This is a genomic window from Haloarcula ordinaria (genome assembly GCF_029338275.1).
Taxonomy (GTDB): domain Archaea; phylum Halobacteriota; class Halobacteria; order Halobacteriales; family Haloarculaceae; genus Haloarcula; species Haloarcula ordinaria.
The window spans coordinates 1,395,137-1,414,573 of record NZ_CP119789.1 but is presented as its reverse complement, the minus strand read 5'-3'; the positions used below and the strand labels follow the sequence as shown (position 1 = coordinate 1,414,573).

Below are 19,437 nucleotides of genomic sequence, written 5' to 3'. Positions count from 1 at the left end.
TTGGTGGTGTGGACTGATGGGCGTTACGCGGCCTCGTAGACTTCGTCGCGGACCCAGTCGTACCCTTCGTCCTCGAGTTGCTCGGCCAGTTCGGCGCCGCCGGACTTGGCGATCTTGCCGTCGAGCATCACGTGGACGTGGTCGGGTTCGACGTAGTCGAGGATGCGCTGGTAGTGGGTGATCTGGAGGATGCCGGCGCCCTGCTCGTCGCGGAGCGCGTTGATGCCGTCGGAGACGTCCTGCAGGCGGTCGATGTCCAGCCCGGAGTCGATCTCGTCGAGCACGGCGATAGAGGGCTCGAGAATGGCGGCCTGGAGGACCTCGTTCTGTTTCTTCTCGCCGCCGGAGAAGCCGGCGTTCAGATAGCGGGAGGCGAACTTCTCGTCCATGTCCAGCTGCTCCATCTTCTCCTGGAGTATCTGCTGGAACTCGGCGACGCCGACCTCGCCCTCTTCGACGTTCCCTTCCATCGGCGAGGTGTCGTAGCCGGCGGCGTCCTCGTTGGTGTCTTCGGCCTCGGCTTCCTCCTCGTCGTCCTCCTCGAAGAGCTCTTCTCGCTCTTCGAGCTTGGCGTTGAGCGCCGTCCGGAGGAAGTTCACCATCGTGACGCCCTCGATTTCCGCGGGGTACTGGAAGCCCAGGAAGACGCCCAGGGCGGCGCGCTCGTTGGGTTCGAGCTCGAGGAGATTCCAGGTCCGCATGTCCTCGGGAATCTCGAAGTCCTCACCGAACTCGTCGTCCTCGAGGTGGATGAGGACCTCACCGTCTGTGACCCGATAGGCGGGGTGCCCGGCGATGACCTTCGCTGTGGTCGACTTACCCGACCCGTTCGGGCCCATCAGGGCGTGGATTTCGCCCGACTGCACTTCGAGGTCGACACCGCGAAGGATCTGCTCACCGTCCTCTTCGGCAACTTCGGCGTGGAGATTGTTGATTTCGAGTACTGCCATGGTTGTCTCTTAGGTCAACCGAAAACAGGGTAGAGACGCTGATAATAGTTTCGGGTTTCACTGGCCTCGTTGCCGATTCGCAAAGAGAATTTTCCGTTTCGGGAATGATAGCCGCGTCCGGCGGTCTCGACCGGTCACATGAACTGCCCGAGACCGGTCTGTTCCTGGCCGCTCTTGACCTCGTCCCAGGAGATGTCCAGCGCCTCCAGGATGCGGGCGATGGGCCCTTTCAGCGTCTTCTCCAGCATCTTGTCCCAGTCGACCTCGAACTCCGGAGGAATCTGGTCGGCGTACTCGAAGCAGATGACGTCGGGGTCCCGGCGGAACTCGCCGTACAGTGGGTCCTGCGCCGGGTCGAGCCCCTCCTCTGCTTCGATACGCTCAAAGAAGTCCGAGTGCACGCGGTCGAGATACAGCCGCTTTGGCTTCGACCCGCGCTGGAAGTTCGTCCCCAGCAGGAGGTTGGCGTACTTCGCGCCCCGGACCTGTGCGGTGTCGGTGTCGTAGTTGTCCAGTTGCTTCCCGATACCGCCCGGGATGCCCACGTCGTCGAAGTCGACGTTCCCGGCCTGGTAGTCCTCGATGACCTCGCCGACGTACGTCTTGATGCTCTCCGCGTCCTCACCGTGGACGATACGGTCGATGACTTCCTTCTGGACGCGCTTGGTGATGGGCGCGATGTCAGAGCGCTGGTACTCGAAGCCCGTGATGTCTATGTCGTCGACGTGCTTGCCCTCCTTCCAGACGATGTGGCCGGCGTACCGTTTCTTCTTGCCCGCCTGAAAGAACCGTCGGTAGAGTTTCTCGAACTCGATCTGGAAGCGGTGGTCGCTCGCGTTCAGCCGTTCGGTCGCGAACTCGTCGTACGAGGCGTTGATGACGTCCTCCAGTTCAAATCCCTTCCCGATGGTCGCCGCGAGCGTCGTCAGTTCCGCGTCGTCCATCTCGGGATGCTTCTCGCGCATCTCGTCGGTGACTGAGACGTCGCCCTCGACGTCCTCTGGCCCGATGTCGCCGAGTTGGAGCATGACGGAGTCAGTATCACCGTAGACGACCTCGTACCCTTCGTTCTCGACGACTTCGTCGGTGTAGTCGATGACCTCCCGGCCAGTCGCGGTGACCGCCGCCCCCATCTCCTTGTCGTAGAGGCGGAAGCGGTCCCATCCCAGGACCCCGTAGAGCGAATTCATTATCACCTTAACTGCCGCTTGCTGGCGGTCTAAGCGCTCATACTCCGGATTCTCTGGGTCGAAACTATTCCGGCGTTCTTTCTTCTCCTCGCGCTCGGTCAACAGTTCGTCGACCATCTCCCGGATGACGCCGTCCGGCTCCTTCCGGAAGTGGGTCCCGTTGGGCGCGACGTAGGTGTCGCCGTCGTAGGCCTCCGGGTCAACTTTCGTCTCGGGACTCGCGTTCGTCGTCACCATGCACATGGGGTAGAGCGACTTCAGGTCCAGCACCGTCACGTTCTCCCGGACCCCGGTAATCGGGTCGAAGACGGCCCCGCCCTCGTAGTCCTCGCTCGCCTGTTGGCCCTTCGAGGGGAGCGCGAACTCGCCGTAGAGTTTGTGCAGGACGTACATGTCGACGGCGTCGCCGGGCGTCGTGGCGTCCTCGAGTTTGCAGCCGACGAACGTCCGGACCTCGTCCCAGAAGTCGATGATGTCCTGTTCGCGGTCGAGTTCGACACACAGCTCGACGTCCCGGAGGTTGTACTCCAGCAGGCGCTCGGGGTCCTGTTCCCAGAGGTCGCCGATGTCGCCCGAGTAGCGTTCCTTCCCCACGCCGAGTTCCTGTTCGCCGACGGCGTCGAGGCGGTAGGACTCGAGTTCGGTGAACTGGGTGCGCTTGTAGGCGTAGAGCAGGTCGAAGACGACCCGGCCCTTGATGTCCGGGCCGCGCCAGTCGCTGCGCCAGACCTCGTCGACCCGGGAGAGGCGGTCAACGTCGAGGTCGTAGTCGTGGTTGTAGTCCTGGAGGGCCTCGAGGCGATCGAGGAAGTACGGCGCGTCGAAGTCGTCGAAGTTCCAGCCCGTCAGGACGTCCGGGTCGGTCTCGACGATATAGTCGACGAACGCTTCGAGCATCGCCTCTTCTTCCTCGAAGATTCGCACGTCGGCATCGAAGTCAACGTCCTCGCGGATGGGCTCGTAGCCCGCCAGCGCCTCGGGACCGTCGATGCCGTCGGGCGACTGGTAGAGCCAGACGACGTACTCGTCGTCGTAGGAGTCGTGAGAGGTGAGACAGAGGACGGGTTCCTCGCCCTCCTCGGGGAAGCCCGAACGGTCGTCGACCTCGATGTCGAACGTGTTGACCCGCGGGTCGGCGCTGGCCTCGACCGGGGTAATCTCGCGGTGATGGACCTTCAGGCTCCCGTCGTCGAGTTCCCGGGCTGGCACGCGGACGCCGCTCGTGATGTCCTTGTCGATGAGCAGGCGGTTGGGAAAGAGGATGTCGGCCTCGTAGTGGTCGAAGTCGTCACGCATCTGGCCGACGTCGCGTGGCGTCTGGCCGAATATCTTGACCAGGCGCTCGCCACGAATCGACTCGTAGGGCTCGCCGTCGGCGTCGGCCTCCTCCCACCCCGTGATACGGTCGTACTGCCGGAGGCGGTCCGGGGTAGCGCTCTCGACGGGTGCGTAGAAGTACGGCTTGAAATCGTAGACGCGGGCGTGGACGGCCTCCCGGTCCTCGGTCCGACCGAAGACGTGGACGACCGGGAACTCGTCGTCGCCGCTGCCCTCGACGGTGTAGTCGACCTGGGTGACGACGAACTCCGTCGTCTCCTCGACGTCCGGGAACTGCTGGTCGTCGATGTCGACGACGTCGGCCCCACCGTCGCCGTTGCCGGCGATGGCCGCCGCCTCGTCGGCGACGGGCCGGTCGTCCCCGTCCGCAGTGCCCCCGGCCCCGAAATCCCCGAGGGCGCGCTGGGTCTCGTCAGTCATTCGTGTGCGCCCTTCGAGATGCCGGATAAAAACACCGGCGGTCGGCGGTGTGTCCCGGTCCGGCCACCGAGCGCGTGCCGGAACACCGCGATTGACAACATCTGACACGGGCAGAAAGTATTTGTGAAGGTGTGCCATACCCATAGGCGACGACCCAATGTCGCACCACGCATCCCCCGACGGCGAGGCGGACAGGTCTGAAGCGCTCCGGTCGGAGCCGGCACTCCCCGAGGCGGTACAGACGACCGAAACCTACGAGACCGACGAGGGGACAGTATTCTACGACGCGGAGAACCCGCTCGCGTGGCTGCAGACCGATACTGCGGTCACGTTGCAAGACGCAGTCTGACAACAAACGCTTTTTCGCCGGCGATACCGTATCCGCTATCAGTGGATATCCCCGGCGACGACGACCCGGACGTGAGCGGGAACGTCTTCACAGAGAAGAGCAAGCACGAACCCGAGGAGTTCGACCCCGACAGCCTCGGCCCGCCGACGCCGACACCGAGTGAGGCCGACTACCAGAGCGACGTCGCCGGCCTGTTCGTCAAGCTCGTCGTCGTGTTCAACGTCGCCCTGCTCGCGCTTGCACTCGGCCCCATGCTGGCGTACTTCCGTGGCCAGGTCGACCTCGGAGCCCGGGTCTTCCTGGTCGGCGTCGTCGCCTTCTCCTATGGCACCTACGAGTACGTCAAGTTCAAGCGACGAGAGACAGACGACGAGCGCGAGGGAGAGAGTCGGGACGACGCCGAGACCGAGAGCGGGAGCGCGGAAGACGACCCGGAGTGTTCCGGCGCCAACAAGGACGGTGCGGACGTCGACGCGAGGGACCAGCGCGACGGGACAGGCGGCCCGCACCACAACGGCTAACCACGCCGGACGGCTAGCCGGGAGCATGCGAACGGTCCGAGACGAGTCCGGGCACCACTATCTCCTGGTGAAGGAGTCGAGCGACGCCAGCCTCGTCCGCGACCCGGAGACAGGAGCCCAGCGACACCTTCCGAACGACGAACTCGAACCGGTAGACGGGGAGTCACCCCTCGTGACCGCGGCGGGGGCCGTGCCCGCGGCGGTCCGGCGCGTGCTGTCGGCGGTCCACGACGACCGGTCGCTGGGGCTGCTCGTCGAACTCGACGCGCGCGGGCCGCTGTCGGTCCACGAGCTGCTCGACGCCTACGACCTCTGTGAGAGCGACCTGCACGGCCTCCTCGCGGAGTTCCGTGCGGCGGGCCTCATCGAGGAAGCCGACGCGGCCGGCCGGCGGGGGTACGACGCGACGGAGACGACCAGCGAAGCACTGGCCGTCCTCGCGCCGTAGTCAGACCAGCTCCGCCACCGACGCCTCGACCCGGTCGACCTGTGAGCGGTTCGAGGTTGCGTCCTTCTCGACGCGGACGAGGTCGTCGGCCGCCCCCACGAGCTCCTCGTCGTGGCTGACGACGAGAATCTGCTCGACGCCCACCTCGTCGCGCATGTACGCCACGAGGTCGAGCAACTGGGTGACGTGGCCCGAGTCGAGGAACACCGTCGGTTCGTCGAGGATGAGCGGCGGCATCGGGGCCGCCCCTTCGATACCCTCCGCGAGCAACCGGTAGATGGCACACCGGAGGCTCAGGTTGAACAGCGCCCGTTCACCGCCCGACAGCTGCCCGGGTTCGAGCGGGTCGCCGTCCTTCTGGTACACCGTCAGCTCGTACTCGCCGTCGAGTTCGATGTGCGAGTAGGAGTCGTTCTGGTAGATGAGCCGGAACGTCTCGTTGAGCATCCGCTCTAAGGTCTCGACGTTCCGCTGGCGCAGTTCCGCGCGCAGGCGACCGTACATCTCCTGGAGGTCCTGTGTCTCGGCGTAGAGGGCCTGGAGGTTCTCGAGCGTCGTCTCCAGTTCGTCCCGGCGGCCTCGGAGCGCCTCGAGTTCCTCGAGTTCGTTTTTCACACCGCCGACGGCGTTCTGCAGGTCGTCGCGTGTCGCTCGCAACTCGTCGAGTTTCTCGTCGGCCTTCTCGATGTACGCCTCGGCGTTCTGCTTCTGCGAGCGGGCCTGTTCGATCCGGTCGTCGTCGAAGTCGGCCTCGAGTTCCTCCTTTCGCGCCCGTTTGTCGGCCAGCCGCTCGCGGCGCTGGTCGTTCAGTTCGGCCTGCTGGTCGCGCTTCTCGCGCAACCGTTCGATCTCGTCCGCGGTGGCCTGGATCTCTTCTAGCAGGTCCTCGACGCGCTCCAGCCGCTGGATGGCCGTCTTGACCGTCTGGCGCTCCTGGTTGCACTCGGCGATGACAGCCCGGCACGCCTCGGCCTGTTCGCGCGTCTCGGCGGCGGCGTCACGCTTGGCTTCGGCCTTCGATTCGAGGTCGTCGGCCTCCGCCTGGAGCGTCTCGATTCGGGCCTGGTCGTCCTCGAGGCCCGTTTCTTTCTCGGCGATGAGCTGGGCGACGTTCTCGCGGTTGGCCTCGAGCGTGGCCAGCTCGTCGGCGGCCTCGACGAGCGCGTCGGCCGCCTCGAGCTTCGATTCGAGCTGCTCGACGGTCTCCCGTGCGTCCGCGAGGTCACCGTCGAGGCGGTCGACGCGCTCCCGGTCCGACTCGATGGAGTCGACGTGGGGCGACCCGTCGACGTCCTGGCCACACTCGGGGCACTTGCCGGCCTCGAGCAGCACCTCGGCCTCGGCGAGCGACTCGCGCTCGTTCTCGAGCGTCGTCTCCAGCTCGGTCACTCGCTGGCGGGCCGTCCGCAGGTTCTCGGCGACCGCCTCACGGTGGTCGTCGGCACCGTCTCTGTCGACCGGTGCGTCCTCGAAGCGCGCCTGGAGGCGGTCACTCTCGTCGTCGATGTCGTCGAGCTTCTCCCGCCGCTGGGCGATGGTCTCGCGTGCGTCCTCGATGTCGGTCGCGAGCGACTCCGCCTCCGACCGCTTGGACTCGGCCCGCGACGCGAGGTCGGCGGCAGTCTCGGCCAGCGAGTCAGCCTCGCCGCTGTGTTTCTGGGCCTCGACGCGCTCGTCCTCGATTCTGGTCCGGAGTTCCTCGTCCCGTTCCTCGAGCGTCTCCAGGCGGGCGGCGACGGCGTCGGGGTCGGCCTCGTCCAGGTCGGTCTCCGCGAGCGTCTCCTCGAGGTCCGTCTGGAGCGACTCGCGGTCCGCTCGTCGCTCGGTGATGCGTTCTTTGAGTTCCCGTCGGTCCGTCTCGGTCTGGGTGATGGTCTCGCGCAGCGACTCGACCTCGCTCTCGAGCTCGTCGAGTTCCGCGCGTCTCTCCTCGTACTCTGCGAGGACGGTGGTCGCCTGGTCCAGAGTCTCGCGGGCCGTCTCTCGCTGCTCGGAGAACTGCTCTATCTTCGAGGCGACCTCGCTCCGGCGCGTCTCCAGCGAGTTCAGGCGCTCGTGGAGGTCCTTGTCCTCCTTCTCGGCAATCTGGTCCTCGAGCTGCGAGAGTGCTCCCTGTTTGTCGTCGCGGACGCGCCCGACGCCCAGGCGAGCATCGCTGGCCCGCTCCCGGTAGGTCTCGAGCTTCCCGAGTTGCAGCAGGTCGTCGAGCATGTCCTGGCGGTCGCTCGGCGACGCGTTGATGAGCTTGTTCACCTCGCCCTGGCGGACGTACGCGCAGTTGACGAACGCCTCGTCGTCCATCCGCAGGAGTTCGGTGATGCGGCCCCGGACGTCGCGGGCCCCCTCGAACGTGCCGTCGGGCGTCTCCAGGACGCACTTGGCGGTCTGAGCCTGCTCGCCCGTGTTCCTGACGCGGCGAGTGAGGTGGTACTCGGCACCCCCGTGCGCGAACCACAGTTCGATGGTACACTCGTCGGCGCCGATGGTGACGACCTCTTCCAGCGTCTCGTCGATGGCCTTCGAGCCGTAGAGCGCGAAGAAACAGGCCTCCAGCAGTGACGACTTGCCGCTCCCGTTGAGGCCGTGGATGACCGTCACGCCCCGGTCGAGTCGCAGGTCGGCGTCGTCGTAGCACTTGAAGTTCTCGAGGCGGACGCGCTGGAACCTCATCGGCGTCGCCCCCTCATAGGAACTCCCCCATGTTGGCTTGCCCGTCCGATTGGGCAGTCGGTTCGTCGTCCGTCGTCGCCGACTCTGCCGCGGACGATGCCGCTGACTCGCCACCGTCGGCCTCGGCCGTGCCCTCTGTCGCGTCCTCGTCGGCCGTACTCTCCGTCGTCTCCTCCGTCTGTTCGGCGCTCGCGGTCAGCGCGTCGGGGTCCGATTCGACCACCTCGCGGACCCGCCGTTCGACGGTGTCGGCGACGTTCGAATCGGCGACCTTCGACGCTCGCACCGTCTCGTCGATGTCCCGTGCTGCACCGCTCAGGCCGAGTTCGCGGACCCGCTCGGTGACGGCGTCGTCCGGGTCGGCGAAGCTCACGCTGGTCTCGCGGTCCTCGGCCGCAAGCTCGCGGTGGTCGGTGACGCGAGCGACGAGCGCGCCCGCGTCGAGCGCGTACTCCTCGATGCTGGCGGGCGCGATGGGGTCGCCGTCGCCGTCGATGCTCACGACCACGACGGCGTCCTCGAGGTCGTGTTGCCCGACGCGGCTGCGGACGCGTTCGGCTCCCTCCTCGCTGTCGAGTTCGACGTCGACGAAGACGAACTCGCGGGTCTCGAGGCCGCGACGCGTGATGCGGACCTCGTCGTCGAAGGCGACGATGTTGTACCCGCGGTCGTCCCGCTCGCTCGCGCTCGCACGCTCGGTGGACCCGCAGTAGGTGACCCACGCCCCCTCGACCTGCTGTTTGCCCGGGGCGTGGTTGTCGCCGAGCAACATGGCGTCGAAAGCGACGGAGGACTCCTGGAGCACCTCACCGGCGTCCCAGTCGCCGTAGTCGAACGGCTGGAACAAGCCGTGCGTGACGAGCGCCGCGTTCGCGGCGTCGGTCGGTTCGAACTCGTACTCCAGGTCGTCGCGCTGCGAGCGCGGAACGAAGTCCAGGCCGTAGAACGCCGTGTCGCCGACGACGGTCGGCTCGGCACTCAGGCGTGTCGCCAACCCCAGCGACGCGTAGAGGTCGAGCCACTGCGCGTCCCGCTTCGCCTCGTGGTTACCCACGACGGCGAGAAACGGGATGCCGGCATCGTCGAGCGTCTCCAGTACCTCGAGCGTCCCCAGGATGTCCGTGAGCGTGGGCCGGCGATCGTGAAACAGGTCGCCTGCGTGTACCACCGCGTCGACGTCGTCCTCGATTGCGTCGTCGACGACCTGCCGGAACGCCGCGAGGAAGTCCCGACGGCGTTCGGGCACGTGGTACTGCTGGTACCCGATGTGGGTGTCGCCGGTGTGTATCACCCGTGTCATTCGTCGTGGCGTACGCCAGCCCCGCCTAAAGAGGTGTCGCGAGCGTGGTGGAAGTGGTCGGCGGCGGCCGCTTCGCGGTATCGCTCGAACGCCGCACGGGCCTCGCGCCCAGCAGCGGCACGGTGGCGGAGTTCGCGCTCCGCGTGTTCGACTGCGCGGTCGAGTCGCGACAGGCCGACTTCTTCCAGGAATATCGCGGCTGCCTCGATGTCGTCTCGCGACGCCACAGCCCGGTCGATGACGCGCTGGGCCACCTCGCTCTGTTGCTCGGAGTCGCCGTCGGTTGCGGTCTCGTCGTCGGCGAGCGCTGCGAGCGCCGTCTTCGCTTGTTCGGTCCCGGACATGGACGGTCTTCGCGCCTCGATTCGATATAAACCCTCGTCGCGGCCTCCGCCCGAGGGTTCAAGTAGGGGAACGGGAGCAGCCCCTGCTATGGCCGACGTCGAAACACTGGCCGAGCGCGTCCGGACCGTCGAACGAGCCGTGACCGACGGCGCGACCGAGCTCCCCGAAGCGACGACGCTCGCCGACGTAGAGACACGAATCGAGTCACTGGAAGATCGGGTCGCCGACCTCGACGACCGGACGACCGAACTCGAAGCGGCGACACAGGCGCTCCGCGGGTACGTCGGGAACGTACGATCAGTCAACGAGGAGGTCGAGCAGCGGGCCGACGCGGCGCTAGCGGCGACCGACCGTCTCGAGCGGCGGCTCGACGAGGAACTGCCAGCCTCGGAGCCGCCCATCCCTGGCCCGACTGGTGCGTCTACGACGAGCGACAGTCCGTCTTCGGGCGGTCGGGCCCGTCGGGAGCCCGACACCACTGGACCGAGAGACGAGTCTCGAAGCCGCGCCGAGCAGTTTCAACTCGAGCGTGACGAGTTCGGTGACCCACCGATGGAAGGCGAGTCGATGCAGGGTGCAGGCGGGAACGCATCGGCCGACGGCGCGGTGTCGAGCAGCGACTCGGACGAGACCAGCGAGCTCGGGCTTCTCGCCCGGATACGGGCCCACCTGTGATTATCCGGCTCCTGCTCGCGGCCGTCGTGACCGCTGCTCTGCTCGCAGTGAGCACCCCCGCAATCTCCGCGGCGGCCGTCGAGCGAAGCGACGCGACGCTCGAACGGCAGGCCGAGGAACTATCGGACCGGCTCGAACGGATGGTCGCCGCTGACGACCCGACCGAGCATGCGAGCGCGCGACTGGTCGCGACACTCCGCCTGCCGGGCCGGTCACTGACCAGTGCCGGCGTCAGCCAGGTGAGATTCCGGCACCGGAGTGGTGTGGGTCTCGTGACCTGGCAGGTCGGTGCCACTCACCGTGGCAGTCGCGTCCTGGTCGACGCCGCGCTCCGCGCCGTCGGCAATCCGCTCGTCCTGCGCCGGGCTGGCCCTCACCGACTTTCGTTCGAACTCGAAGGGTCGGAGCACCACCCCGTCGTGACCGTACAGCGATTGGGCGGACCACAGCCCACGGAGGCGGCTAATGGGTGAGTGGCGACCGGCGTCCGAGACTCGAACCGAGTGTGCCTGTCGCACCGACCGCGACCGGCGCACACTGACCGTCGACGCGGTGGACTGTCCAGAATCTGGAACGCTGGCCACGGCACCGGCGTGCCGCGCCACTGTCGTCGACGCGCTCGGAGCGACTCCCGCCGACAGTGTCGTCGTCGAAGCCCACGGCAGAGCGCGTGCGTACCTGGACGACGCTGCAGCGCTCCTGGTCGCTGCCGGCCAGTTCTCGACCCGCGTCGCACCGGTCGACGAGCGGTTGTCCGGACGAGCGAAACGCGACCCGCTGGCGGCGGCCACCGAGGCGAGCGGCCGGGCGGGGACTGTCGCCGACCTGGCCGCCGAGACCGGACTCGCGCTCCTGTCCGACCGTGCAACAGACTACGAGACGGCTCTGGAGTGCTACACCGGCCCGACGGTGAGCGACGCTCGCGTCGGGACCACCCCACCGGCGGACGCCACACTCGAGGACCGACGAACTATCGAGACGAACGCAGTGGTCAGGCGATACGCGACGCCCTCTGACCGTCTGGACGTCTATCACGTCGAACCACGCGAACAGGGGTTCGACGCGTCGACCACGGCGGCACTCCGACGAGCGCACGAACGGCTCGTCGCCGCCATCGAAGCGGAGCAGACGACGCCCCGGCGCGCGGCCGAGGCAGTCTGTGAGGACGGGACGACGGCGACAGCGGTCGGGTCGGTACTGGCGAAACACACCACCGGTCTCGGCATCCTCGAGGACCTCTTTGCCGACCCGCGCGTCTCGGACGTGTTCGCCACAGCACCCGTCGCGGAGAACGCCCTGCGGGTTCGCGTCGACGGCGAGACGCGACGGACGAACGTCCGACTCACGGAGGACGGCGCGCGAGCGCTGGCCTCCACCTTCCGACGGACGAGCGGCCGGTCGTTCTCACGGGCCAGTCCGACGCTCGACGCGACGGTGACCGTCGCCGACCGGCAGGTCAGGGTCGCCGGTGTCACCGGCCCCGTCAGCGACGGCCTCGCCTTCGCCTTCCGGGCACAGGACGACGATTCGTGGGATCTGCAGGACCTGGTGGAAGTCGGGTCGGTACCGCCCGCCGTCGCCGGGTTGCTCTCTGTCGCCGTCGAACGTGGGAGCGCGTGTCTCGTCGCGGGCCCACGGGGTGCCGGGAAGACGACACTCCTCGGTGCGCTGCTGTGGGAGCTCCCGAAAACGCTTCGGACGCTCGTCATCGAAGACACCCCGGAGCTGCCGATCGACGACCTGCAGGCGGCGGGGTGCGACGTCCAGGCACTCCGAACGACGACCGACAACGGTCCGTCGGTGGCCCCCAGCGAGGCACTCCGGACGGCGCTCCGACTCGGGGAGGGGGCGCTCGTCGTCGGCGAAGTCCGCGGCGAAGAGGCGAGCGTGCTCTACGAGGCGATGCGCGTCGGCGGTGGTGACGGCGCCGTCCTGGGGACCATCCACGGGGACGGGGCCGAGACCGTCCGTGAACGACTCGTCTCCGACCTCGACGTCGCCCCCAGTTCGTTCGCGGCGACCGACCTCGTGGTGACGCTCGCACCGCCGTCGTGTCCCGCCGGCCGAGGTATCGAACGCGTCGAGGAGGTCGTCGGAACCGAGACCGGTGCCCGGTTCGAACCGCTGTACGAGCGTGACGGCGAGACAGCGACAGCGACGGGCCGGCTCTCACGGGGCACGAGCCATCTGGTCGACTCCCTTCGGACAGCGGGAGAGTCCTACGAAGCAGTCCTGGAAGCAATCGCCGAACGGAGCGACACGTTCGAGCAGTGTCGCGCCACCGGTCCCGATACCAGTCCATCCGCGGAGGAGCCGACGACATGACGCCGGGGGTCGTCGAGACGTGTGCGAGGGTCTGGCCGAAACCCGTCGAAGTTCCGGAACCGTACCGACAGGCCTCCCGCCTCCTCGGCCTGTCGAACCGTCCACGAATCGTTCTGGCGGCCGGGTACGCCGCCGGGACGGCCGGCTCGCTGGTCGGCATGGGCGTCGTGGCACTCGCACGGGGGCCGTCGGTGGCCGTCGCTGGACTCGCGATACTGCTGTTTTCGTCGAGCATCGCGCTGGCGGTTCGGTACGGCGTTCCCTTCGTGGCCCGTGCACGACGGCTTCGGATACTAGGTGCAGCCCCGTCGCTGGTGACGATGCTTACGCTTGGCGCGACGCTCTGGGGGAGCACCGAGCGGGCGGTGGAGTTCGCCACGGCCGCCAGTGAGCAGTCGCTCGCGGATTATCTGGGCAGACACGCGCGGCGCTCTGCGGGGACGCCACGGAGCGGACTGAGTACGTTCGTCCAGCAGTGGGGCGACGAGTTCCCTGCACTGGCGACGGCCGTCGAGCGAATCGAGCGGGCGACCATCGCACCGCCAGGCGAACGGCCCTCGATACTCGCGTCCGCCCGCCAGTGCGTTCTCGAGGGGACGCGAGCGGAGATGAGCGAGTTCGCCGCCGACCTCCGGGCACCGGCCACTGGGCTCTACGCCTTCGGCGTTCTGCTCCCACTGGCACTGGTTTCGCTGCTCCCGGCCGCAAACGCAGCGGGTGTCCCGGTACCGACGACGCTGCTGGTCGCGGTGTACGGGGTCGTACTCCCGGCGGCGCTCTGTGTCGCAAGCGGGTGGCTGCTGGGGCAACGCCCCGTCGCGTTTCCACCCGAACCGGTCCCTCGGAGTCACCCCGACGTTCCGGAGGGGCGGTGGAGAGCGGTGGCAGCAGGGCTCGGCGTCGGTGGAGCGGCCGGAGCACTCAGTCACAGTCTCGGACTCGGGTGGGGTATGCCGATAGCCGCGCTCGGGACCGGTGTCGGAGCGGCGCTGGTCGTCCACTTCCGTCCGGCCGTTCAGGTCCGCGAGAACGTGACTGCCGTCGAATCAGGGCTGCCCGACGCGCTGTCGGCGATCGGTACCCGGGTCGAACGCGGCCAGTCGGTCGAGGCGGCACTCGACGACGTCGCCGAGGAGCAGTCGGGGCCGCTGGCGGCGCTCCTGCACCGCGGTGTGCGACGGCAAGCGATACTCGGCGTCGACGTCGAACGGGCGTTTCGAGGCCAGCACGGCGCGCTTGCGGCGGTCCCCAGCCCCCGCACGCGGCAGGCGGCCACGTTGCTCGGTGCGGCAGCCGAAATCGGTCCGCCAGCAGCCGAGTCGGTCTCGGCGATGGGGAAGCACCTCTCGGACCTCCAGCGTATCGAGCAGGAACTGCGTCGCGACCTCGCACAGGTCACCGGGACGCTGTCGAACACGGCCGCCCTGTTCGGTCCGCTCGTCGGCGGCGCGACAGTGGCCCTGGGGGAAACGATGGGGACCGCAGGCCCCCTCGGCGGCCCGGCGCCCGAGCGCGTCGGGCTCGTCGTCGGCTGGTACGTGCTCGTCCTCGCGGTGGTCCTGACGGCCCTCTCGGCGGGACTGCGCGGTGGATTCGACAGGGTTCGCGTCGGCCATCGCGTCGGCGTGGCGCTCATGTCGGCCACTGCGACGTTCTTCACGGCGGTGTTCGCGACCCGGCTGGTCGTCTGAGGGTTTATATCCGAACACGGGACCAGGGCCGCTATGTTCGAAACGCCGATCGATACGTTGTTCCTCTGGGTCGCGCTCGGCGGCGTCGCCGTCGCCGTGCTCGGCGTCGTCGCTGGCCTCCCAACGACAGCGCCGCCGAACGCGGCGGGGACCGCGGCGACCATCGACGAAGTGACCACGAGTCCAGCCGGGTCGGTCAGGCGCAGGTCGACGACCGGAGACGAGTGGCGGCTGGACGGGCGCCGACTCGGGCTCCGGAACGACGGCGGGACGACGCACGCGACGCTCAGTTATCCTGCCGTCCCGGCCCACGGAACAGGGGTCAGGCGCGTGCTCGCTGGACAGAAGCCAGCGCGCGTGTACGCCTCGCCGGCCGGATTTAGGGACGCGATACGACACGCACGAACTGACGGGGATACCTGGCGCTCGACCCCGGACCGACTGACGGTCAGACACGTCGCCTGGGAGGGTGTCGATGTCACGCTCGTCGGATAGAGGAGCAATCGAGCCGACGGCCGCCCTCGTCACAGTCTTCGCCATCTGCGTAGGCGTGACACTGTACGCTGGCGTCCTGGAATCGGCGGTCGCAAGCGCGACGCCCGCACAGAACCGGGCCGCGTCGTCGGCAGACGCCGTCGAGCGACAGCTCTCGACGGCCGGTATCGTCCACCCGAACCGCATCGTGACCGTCCAGAGCGCGCTGCCCCGCGGATACGAGGGTAACGTGACGATAGCGACGGACGACCGGTGGACCAGTGGACCGACGCCACCGCCCGCCGCCGACGGTGAGACGCGACTCGTGAGCGTCCGCGTGGGACCGGGGACCATCCGACGTGGGCGCCTGTCGGTGCGGGTGTGGCGATGACGCGAGCGACGAGCACCGTCGTCGACGTGACGCTGTTCCTCCTGCTGGTGGGTGGGGCGGCCGCGGCACTCGTCGGTGGCGCGGCCGTCGACTCACCACCGGCAGGCAATCCGGCGTCGGAGCGGGCGGAGCTGCTCGCAACGAATACCGCGAGCGTCGAGTACGAACTGGTCGTTCCGGGAACGGAGCCGGACTGGCTCGCGAACGGGTCGGCCAGACGCCAGCGAACCGCTCACGGGACGCTCGCGGAGTTGCTGGGCGGGGCGACGATGAGCCGGGTCCGAATCGACGGGCAGCGAATCTCGCCGGCCGGTCGGGCGTTCGAATCAGCTGTTACGGCGACTACTAAACGGCGTCTCAGGGACCGGCGGCGACAGACCAGCGTCCGCGTAGAGTGGGAACCGTATCCCGGGGCACCGGTGTCGAGTACCCTCACGCTCGGCACGGCACCGCCAGCGTCGGCAGACGTTCGAGCGGCGACGATATCTGTCGCCAGCGGCGTCGAGGATACGACGAACAGCGCGCGCCCGGCCGCCCAATCGCGAGGATACCGTGGCGTCGCGAGCGTCGTCGCACGGGCAATCGTCGACGGTCTGTTCCCGCCGGACAGAACCCGGGTCACGCTGCACGGGGACTACCCAGGTGACGCGATAGTGGCTCAGCGATATCAGCGGACGGGCACGCTCAGCGGTGCCGGTGACTTCGCGGTCGAATCGACACCGGTCACGGAGATGAACCGGGAGTTGACAGTCGCACTGCGGGCGAAACTGACCGACGACATGCGGTCGCAGTTCGCGTCACCGGGGGCCGCTGCAGCGGCCGTCGACACCCAGACGGTCCACATCACTGTCCGGACGTGGTCACCGTGAGAGCCGACACCCGCGGGCGGGTTCCGTTCGCACTGCTCGGCGTGTTACTGCTCGTGAGCAGCCTCTCGCTCGCGCCGACGCTGGTACCGACCACGGCCCCGACCGAAACGGCCGTCGAGCGTGTCCTCGACAGGACGACGGCCGAGACGCAGACAGCAATCCGGGACGGTGCTGCGACGGCTGCGCACCGCGCCGCGACAGACCCGGTGATTACGCCCGCGAACACGACCGTCGGTCGGTCGCTGAACGAGTCAGCCCCGTTCCGCGACGCGCTCCGGTTACGGGTGTACCTGCAAGTCCGGAAGCGACTGACAGAGGTGTCGGAGACGAGCGAGGGCGTCACCGCGACCGCCAGCCTGCCAGCAGTCACAGACGCGAACGACGTCGACCGGGCGATAGACCGCGTCCGTGTCGAGCGGGGCGGCCCGAACCGGACCGCGATGCGCGCGACCGTCGAGAACGTCACGCTCACCGTTCGCCGCGGGAACCGAACCGTCACCACCCGCACCCTCTCACCGACCGTGGTGGTCACGGCGCCCGCTCTCTTGCTCCACGACCGGGTTACGGCCTACGAACAGCGGCTGAACAACGGCCTCGGGAAGCCGGGACTGAGCCAACGGCTGACAGCCCGGCTCTACCCTATCGCGTGGGCTCGCGGCTACGCGCAGTTCGGTGGGGCGCCTATCGAGAACGTCGTCGCCAATCGCCACGTCGCGCTCGCGGCCAACGGAGCAGCACTGGGTGTCCAGCGGTCGACGTTCGGCCGAAGCGACCCCGACGGCCGGCGGGCACTCACCGAGGCCACGGCGGTAACAGGAGTCGAAGACGTCGTCAGAGGATCCGATGGAGGCGCGTTCGCCGGTCGGGTGCTCGACCAGGCCGACTACCGACCGGCAGCGGCGGATATCAGTACGGTCGAGCAGCGGTCGGATTACCCGCGGCCAGGGGATGCAATTCGAATCGGCGTCAACGAGACGGCGACGCGAGCCTTTCGCGAGGTGGCAGCCCCGACGCAGCTCAATCGAACGCTCCGGGCGGCCTACAGCGTCGAAGTCCGACTGACGACGACGAGCGAGCGGTTGCGCGGCGGTCCGCCCGGACAGCCACAGTCGCCGGGACCCGACTGGACACTCGTAGACGGAGACACGACCCGGCAGACGACGGTGGCCGGTGGGGCGAGCGCCGACGCCCCCGCACGGGACGGCTGGCACACACTGGACACGTACGGACGGATCGTCGTGCGTGAGTACACCCGGACGGCGCTCTGGAAGAACGACAACGAGACCCGGACGACTGTGGCGACGAGCACGGAACGCTGGCGGGTCTCGGTCGCCGTCCTCGGTCGCCACGAGGGCGGGTCGTCCGCACCGACCCGCGGCATCCGGACGGCCCACGAGCGCGGGGCGGGACCGCTCTCCGGGCCGAACCTCGCCGACATCGAACCCAGAGCCGAGCGCCACCTGATACGCAAGGCAGGTGGTCGCAACGCCGTCGCGCAGCGCGCGCTACGAGGCGAGGTCGATACAGAGCCCGTCACCGTACGTGGCGCACGACCAGCGGGGCTCCGAAGGTGGGTGTACCGCGACGTCGCCGCGCTCCGCGAGCGACTCCAGTCGATCTCCGTCGCTGTCGAGCGTGAGTCCGTCGGGGCCTTCGAACGGAACCCTGCCCGGAAACTCCGGACGCGAGTTGCCGACCGTCGCCAGGAACTGGCTGCGGTGCCAGCCACGTACGGGAGCACAGCAGAGAAAGCCCGCGTGGCGGCCCGCATCGCGTATCTGGACGCGGTCGAACGACGGCTCGACGAGCGAGTACGCCGGCGAACGGGAGCTCGCGACAGGTTCGCGGACGTGCTCCAGGGGCGAACGGAGGGCTCGCTGACCGACCTCCGACGGGGCTTGACAGCACGAGAGGCGCGGAAGCCGCCGTCGCGGCCCGCGCCGACCGGCCCCGCTGGCCCCGTCAGGTTCCACGTCGACGCCAGCCCACAGTACCTCACGCGCGCCGCCCTCGGCGAAGCGAACTATCCGGCGATGAACGGGAGTGAACACCCGCTGGCCGTTCGCAACGTCAACGTCTTCACCGTGCCGTACGGCGACGCCGCCGCGACCGTGACCGACGGACTCTCGCCGTCGGACGGACACGTGCGACTCGCCACGGCGGCCGCGACGCTCTCGTCGGCCAACCGAACCGCGAGCGTCGCGGCGAACGGGACGGTCACCAACAGACGAGACCGGTTACGACGGGCAGTCGCCAAAAGCAACGACGAGGTTGCGCGCGCCATGGCAGCGACAGTCAGTGAGACGACCGGGGTGGACACTAAGCGTAGTCGAGCCATCGTCGCCGCGTCGATGAGGGACTGGAACAGCACGGCCTCGCGAGCACTCGCCCTCTCGAACGGCTCGGCGTCGACGCGGGTCGCAGCCGTCGCCGCGACGAGACTGGATCTCTCGAAAGTGGAGCGAGACTGGCTTGAAGTCCGTCTCCGCGCAATGGTCGCCGACAGGCTCGAAGAACCCGGAGCCCGACCGCGAGCGTCCCTGGTGAACCGGACCGCAGCGGCGGTACGGTCGGTCGCACACGAAGAAGCGACCAGGGCGCTCGGCGACGCGGGTCGAAAGCGGGTCGAACAACTCGTCGCGCGCCGCACCGGAACCAGTAGACTTCCGGCGGGCATCCCACTCGCGCCGCCGCTGTCGCCGTGGTACGCGACGGCGAACGTCTGGTGGGTGACCGTCGAGGGGGAGTACGCGCGGTTCGAGGTGTCGGCACGGCACGGGTCGCCGACGGTGGCTGACGCCAGCACGTCCTACGTCCGCGACGGCGAGCCAGTGCACCTCGACGTCGACAGTGACGGGGCGGCCGAGCGACTGGGGACCTCGGACCGCGTGACGTTCCGCGCCGAGACCGGTGTCGTAGTCGTCGTCCCGCCGCGGCCACGGGGCGTCGGTGACAAGGACGGCGAGGCCGTCGAGACGTCGGCCGGGTGGCCCGACGCCGGCACGTGACCGGGAGTCAAAGTCACAAATACCCCCCGACCCTACCCCGTGTATGCTCAGAGCCGAGTTCCCGGACGCGGGCGACCAGTCGCCCGAGGCGTTGCTCGCGGCCTACGAAGGAGTGCTAGCCGAGACAGTCGAGACGGTCGGCGTCGAGCAGGTGGTCGAGTCGACCGACCTGGACGCGGCTACAGTCGAGGCAATCCTCGCTGGCGACGCGGGCGACCTCTCGCTGTCTGACGCCGCCGCCGTACTCTCGACGGCCCCCGACCGCCCCGACGCCGACGCCATCCAGGCGGAGGCACAGGACATCCTCCTGATGGGGATGACGACGGCCGTCCTGGACGTCGAATCGCTGGGGTCCGGTATCGACGACGAGATGGAGCCGAAAGAGATTCAACAGAAGATAGAGGGGCGCTATCCGATGACTCTCTCCGAGTACGCCCGCCTCCATCAGTACATCGAGAGCAGGCAGCGGTGAC

Annotated in this window: 17 protein-coding genes; 12 read left to right on the top strand and 5 right to left on the bottom strand. The window is 68.2% G+C overall.

Translation table 11 applies throughout. The features are described from left to right. Positions 1 to 23: 23 nt before the first annotated feature. Positions 24 to 950 (bottom strand): ABC transporter ATP-binding protein, encoded by a 927-nt coding sequence (locus tag P1L41_RS07475; protein ID WP_276298234.1) that lies wholly within the window; start codon positions 948 to 950, stop codon positions 24 to 26. 134 nt (positions 951 to 1,084) lie between these two features. Continuing rightward, positions 1,085 to 3,898 (bottom strand): DNA-directed DNA polymerase, encoded by a 2,814-nt coding sequence (locus tag P1L41_RS07470; protein ID WP_276298233.1) that lies wholly within the window; start codon positions 3,896 to 3,898, stop codon positions 1,085 to 1,087. A gap of 157 nt (positions 3,899 to 4,055) precedes the next feature. Between P1L41_RS07470 and P1L41_RS07465 the strand changes: the two genes are divergently transcribed. From P1L41_RS07465 to P1L41_RS07455, 3 genes are read left to right on the top strand one after another with little or no spacing between them, the layout of a single operon-like run. Further along, a complete protein-coding gene (locus tag P1L41_RS07465) occupies positions 4,056 to 4,247 on the top strand; it encodes a DUF7331 family protein (protein ID WP_276298232.1) in 192 nt (63 codons plus the stop codon). Positions 4,248 to 4,288: 41 nt separating this feature from the next. After that, on the top strand, positions 4,289 to 4,768 hold the full coding sequence (locus tag P1L41_RS07460) for a DUF7322 domain-containing protein (RefSeq protein WP_276298231.1): 480 nt from the start codon (positions 4,289 to 4,291) through the stop codon (positions 4,766 to 4,768). Between the two features lie 25 nt (positions 4,769 to 4,793). Further along, the gene (locus P1L41_RS07455) at positions 4,794 to 5,216 is read left to right on the top strand and encodes a DUF7346 family protein (protein WP_276298230.1); all 423 of its coding nucleotides are present in this window, start codon (positions 4,794 to 4,796) and stop codon (positions 5,214 to 5,216) included. On the opposite strand, the gene rad50 is transcribed toward P1L41_RS07455, so the two are convergent. From rad50 to P1L41_RS07440, 3 genes are read right to left on the bottom strand one after another with little or no spacing between them, the layout of a single operon-like run. Then, positions 5,217 to 7,886: a DNA double-strand break repair ATPase Rad50 gene (gene rad50, locus P1L41_RS07450; RefSeq protein ID WP_276298229.1), complete on the bottom strand. Its 2,670-nt coding sequence runs from the start codon at positions 7,884 to 7,886 to the stop codon at positions 5,217 to 5,219. 13 nt (positions 7,887 to 7,899) lie between these two features. Continuing rightward, a complete protein-coding gene (mre11, locus tag P1L41_RS07445) occupies positions 7,900 to 9,186 on the bottom strand; it encodes a DNA double-strand break repair protein Mre11 (RefSeq protein ID WP_276298228.1) in 1,287 nt (428 codons plus the stop codon). Beyond that, entirely contained in the window at positions 9,183 to 9,530 is a 348-nt protein-coding gene (locus P1L41_RS07440) for a DUF7966 family protein (protein ID WP_276298227.1), read from the bottom strand. The genes mre11 and P1L41_RS07440 overlap by 4 nt, the downstream gene beginning before the upstream one ends. A gap of 88 nt (positions 9,531 to 9,618) precedes the next feature. On the opposite strand from P1L41_RS07440, the gene P1L41_RS07435 reads away from it, so the two are divergent. Genes P1L41_RS07435 through P1L41_RS07395 form a run of 9 tightly spaced genes read left to right on the top strand, consistent with a single transcriptional unit; the run spans position 9,619 to position 19,436 of the window. Further along, entirely contained in the window at positions 9,619 to 10,206 is a 588-nt protein-coding gene (locus tag P1L41_RS07435) for a DUF7310 family coiled-coil domain-containing protein (RefSeq protein ID WP_276298226.1), read from the top strand. Beyond that, positions 10,203 to 10,679: a DUF7311 family protein gene (locus P1L41_RS07430; RefSeq protein WP_276298225.1), complete on the top strand. Its 477-nt coding sequence runs from the start codon at positions 10,203 to 10,205 to the stop codon at positions 10,677 to 10,679. The genes P1L41_RS07435 and P1L41_RS07430 overlap by 4 nt, the downstream gene beginning before the upstream one ends. Continuing rightward, entirely contained in the window at positions 10,672 to 12,531 is a 1,860-nt protein-coding gene (locus tag P1L41_RS07425) for an ATPase, T2SS/T4P/T4SS family (protein WP_276298224.1), read from the top strand. Before P1L41_RS07430 ends, P1L41_RS07425 begins: the two co-directional genes overlap by 8 nt. Next, positions 12,528 to 14,222, top strand: coding sequence for a type II secretion system F family protein (locus P1L41_RS07420; protein WP_276298223.1), 1,695 nt, complete (start codon positions 12,528 to 12,530; stop codon positions 14,220 to 14,222). Before P1L41_RS07425 ends, P1L41_RS07420 begins: the two co-directional genes overlap by 4 nt. 33 nt (positions 14,223 to 14,255) lie before the next feature. Beyond that, complete coding sequence (locus tag P1L41_RS07415) at positions 14,256 to 14,717, top strand: DUF7283 family protein (RefSeq protein WP_276298222.1); 462 nt, start codon at positions 14,256 to 14,258, stop codon at positions 14,715 to 14,717. After that, complete coding sequence (locus P1L41_RS07410; RefSeq protein ID WP_276298221.1) at positions 14,698 to 15,087, top strand: DUF7285 family protein; 390 nt, start codon at positions 14,698 to 14,700, stop codon at positions 15,085 to 15,087. The genes P1L41_RS07415 and P1L41_RS07410 overlap by 20 nt, the downstream gene beginning before the upstream one ends. Beyond that, positions 15,084 to 15,956 carry a DUF7284 family protein gene (locus tag P1L41_RS07405; RefSeq protein WP_276298220.1) on the top strand — a complete coding sequence of 291 codons (873 nt, stop codon included), beginning with the start codon at positions 15,084 to 15,086 and terminating at the stop codon, positions 15,954 to 15,956. Before P1L41_RS07410 ends, P1L41_RS07405 begins: the two co-directional genes overlap by 4 nt. Next, positions 15,953 to 18,964 (top strand): DUF7286 family protein, encoded by a 3,012-nt coding sequence (locus P1L41_RS07400; protein ID WP_276298219.1) that lies wholly within the window; start codon positions 15,953 to 15,955, stop codon positions 18,962 to 18,964. Before P1L41_RS07405 ends, P1L41_RS07400 begins: the two co-directional genes overlap by 4 nt. 43 nt (positions 18,965 to 19,007) lie before the next feature. Beyond that, the gene (locus P1L41_RS07395; RefSeq protein WP_276298218.1) at positions 19,008 to 19,436 is read left to right on the top strand and encodes a DUF5791 family protein; all 429 of its coding nucleotides are present in this window, start codon (positions 19,008 to 19,010) and stop codon (positions 19,434 to 19,436) included. Position 19,437 lies beyond the last annotated feature (1 nt).

What these genes read in the sequence shown, in the direction of transcription:
- P1L41_RS07475 (WP_276298234.1), bottom strand. Translation starts at nt 950, where the DNA reads ATGGCAGTACTCGAAATCAACAATCTCCACGCCGAAGTTGCCGAAGAG.
- P1L41_RS07470 (WP_276298233.1), bottom strand. Translation starts at nt 3,898, where the DNA reads ATGACTGACGAGACCCAGCGCGCCCTCGGGGATTTCGGGGCCGGGGGC.
- P1L41_RS07465 (WP_276298232.1), top strand. Translation starts at nt 4,056, where the DNA reads ATGTCGCACCACGCATCCCCCGACGGCGAGGCGGACAGGTCTGAAGCG.
- P1L41_RS07455 (WP_276298230.1), top strand. Translation starts at nt 4,794, where the DNA reads ATGCGAACGGTCCGAGACGAGTCCGGGCACCACTATCTCCTGGTGAAG.
- rad50 (WP_276298229.1), bottom strand. Translation starts at nt 7,886, where the DNA reads ATGAGGTTCCAGCGCGTCCGCCTCGAGAACTTCAAGTGCTACGACGAC.
- mre11 (WP_276298228.1), bottom strand. Translation starts at nt 9,186, where the DNA reads ATGACACGGGTGATACACACCGGCGACACCCACATCGGGTACCAGCAG.
- P1L41_RS07440 (WP_276298227.1), bottom strand. Translation starts at nt 9,530, where the DNA reads ATGTCCGGGACCGAACAAGCGAAGACGGCGCTCGCAGCGCTCGCCGAC.
- P1L41_RS07435 (WP_276298226.1), top strand. Translation starts at nt 9,619, where the DNA reads ATGGCCGACGTCGAAACACTGGCCGAGCGCGTCCGGACCGTCGAACGA.
- P1L41_RS07425 (WP_276298224.1), top strand. Translation starts at nt 10,672, where the DNA reads ATGGGTGAGTGGCGACCGGCGTCCGAGACTCGAACCGAGTGTGCCTGT.
- P1L41_RS07420 (WP_276298223.1), top strand. Translation starts at nt 12,528, where the DNA reads ATGACGCCGGGGGTCGTCGAGACGTGTGCGAGGGTCTGGCCGAAACCC.
- P1L41_RS07415 (WP_276298222.1), top strand. Translation starts at nt 14,256, where the DNA reads ATGTTCGAAACGCCGATCGATACGTTGTTCCTCTGGGTCGCGCTCGGC.
- P1L41_RS07410 (WP_276298221.1), top strand. Translation starts at nt 14,698, where the DNA reads ATGTCACGCTCGTCGGATAGAGGAGCAATCGAGCCGACGGCCGCCCTC.
- P1L41_RS07405 (WP_276298220.1), top strand. Translation starts at nt 15,084, where the DNA reads ATGACGCGAGCGACGAGCACCGTCGTCGACGTGACGCTGTTCCTCCTG.
- P1L41_RS07395 (WP_276298218.1), top strand. Translation starts at nt 19,008, where the DNA reads ATGCTCAGAGCCGAGTTCCCGGACGCGGGCGACCAGTCGCCCGAGGCG.